General features: G+C 59.4%; 2 protein-coding genes. Both read right to left on the bottom strand.

The window, feature by feature from the left end:
- Positions 1-295 (bottom strand): arginase family protein (locus WBB85_RS04860; protein WP_432637498.1); only part of this gene is annotated, 295 nt, incomplete at its 3' end.
- Between the two features lie 622 nt (positions 296-917).
- Positions 918-1,790: dimethylarginine dimethylaminohydrolase family protein (locus WBB85_RS04855; protein ID WP_432637497.1), on the bottom strand; the 873-nt coding region annotated here is incomplete at its 5' end.

Raw genomic sequence — 1,790 nt, 5'->3', positions numbered from 1 at the left:
CACAGTCACCGTAATCGACGATTGCCAGGGTGTCGTATGGATTGTCCTTCCAACCAAAGGGCGGCTCCCAAGGCAACAGCGCAGACATTTCGCGAATTTGCCGCGGGCCAAGACGCGTGCCCGGTCGGCTGGTGGTAGCACAGTCGAATGGTATACCGCTCACCGCGACATCTGCTCCCGCCAGATCCTTGGTATAGGGCCGCCTAAGGAAGCTTGTGACACCCCCAAAGCTCAGCTCCGGCGCTACGCCGTAGCCGCTGGTTTGCCTAATGGCGAAATCGTTCTTTCCCGGCATGGTCCCCCCTTGGGAATGGTCAACCGCTATTGTGCATCCATCAACCAAGATGCCCGGATCAAGCCCTGCAGAACAGCGAACAGCGCTATGACCCGCCCTTCACAGATACTCTCCCTGTGATCCAACGCAAGTTGCTGCATTAGACCACGCTTGCCCCTGATCAGATTCCTCCTACCAAAGCGGCCAGGCGTCATTGGTTGTGGACATCAATCCTCATCAAAGATTGGGAGTTCGCTCGGCCCTCCCAGCAGAGTGCCAGGACAATGAGAACCAGCGCCGCAAAGAACCCTGACAAAAGGTTGACAGACACCTGAGCCCCTGACCTGTCAGGCCCAAGTCGTTTGGTTTCATGTATCGCAAGTTCAAGGTCAAACTGCTCCATCCCGGTTATCCCCTCTCCGACCGGGCTCACCATCCGGACCAAGGCCGACACTGTCGATATAGTGATCGACATAGATCCGGATCGGCCGGGCCCCTTTGGGGCAGTCCCGGCGCGAGAGCCGGTTCCTATGGTCCCAGCGCCACGAGGATTCCTCCTCGGCGGATACGGTCCGCACCCAACATTGGCTACAACGCCATATGACCATTGGATATTTTCAAATCTCCGCTCATCGCGAGCCACTCAAGCGAGCGAATCCCGGATGAGGGGCGAGGTCGAACAATGAATGCCGCCGCCGTTCAGCTGCACCTTGTCGTAGTCGATTTCCACGATCTCGACACCAAGTTCGCCAAGCCTGTCGCGCGTCCGCTCCGACAGACCGCGCGGCATGATCACGCGGCGAGGCCTGACCGCCAGCCCGTTGATGACCCAGCTGTTGTCTTCTTCGGTAATCTCCACCGTGCGAATGCCCATCGCCTTCAACCGTTCGAGGAATGTGAAGGGCAGCCCTTCGGCAGAGACAAGTGCAAGATCCCGGTCGATCATCAGGAAATGCCCGTCGATATGGATGCTGTAGCCGCAGAGATCGACGACGATGGTTTCCACACCGTGATAGCGCAGCACGTCGGCGATCTGTGCAATCCCGTCGTCGTTGACCCGAATGCTGCGGCCGATGACGGCGGTTCGGCTGTCAAGCCACGCGAAGCTGCCGCCCTCTGCCATGGACGTGCCGTTTAGCGTGCGCAGGATCGGCATTCCTGCCGCAGCCAGGGTGCGGGTTACGGCCAACTCCTCGCCGTGGCGCATACGGGGCGCAAGGCGCGTGATGATCGCGCCCCCCTTCACCGCGATGCAGGAATCGCGCGTATAGACCGACTTGAAGCGCCCGTTCCCGACCCCATCGAGATAGATGACTTCAACTCCCTCGGCGCGCAGCGTATCGGCAAGCGTATCATGCTGCGCCTGAAGTTCTGCCAGATCCGGAATGAGATCACTTTGCCAGTACCAGCCTGCCTCGAGATCACCAAATGTCCCGGTCTCGGGAATGAACTTCGTGCGATCGATGACGCCAAACTCGGTGCTGGGACGATGCATCAAGACTGCCCGGATCTGGCC

The sequence above is a fragment of the Albidovulum sp. genome, assembly GCF_049646345.1.
Classification (GTDB): Bacteria; Pseudomonadota; Alphaproteobacteria; order Rhodobacterales; family Rhodobacteraceae; genus Albidovulum.
Note: the sequence above shows the minus strand (reverse complement) of the source record. Positions and strands in the feature narration are given on the sequence as shown.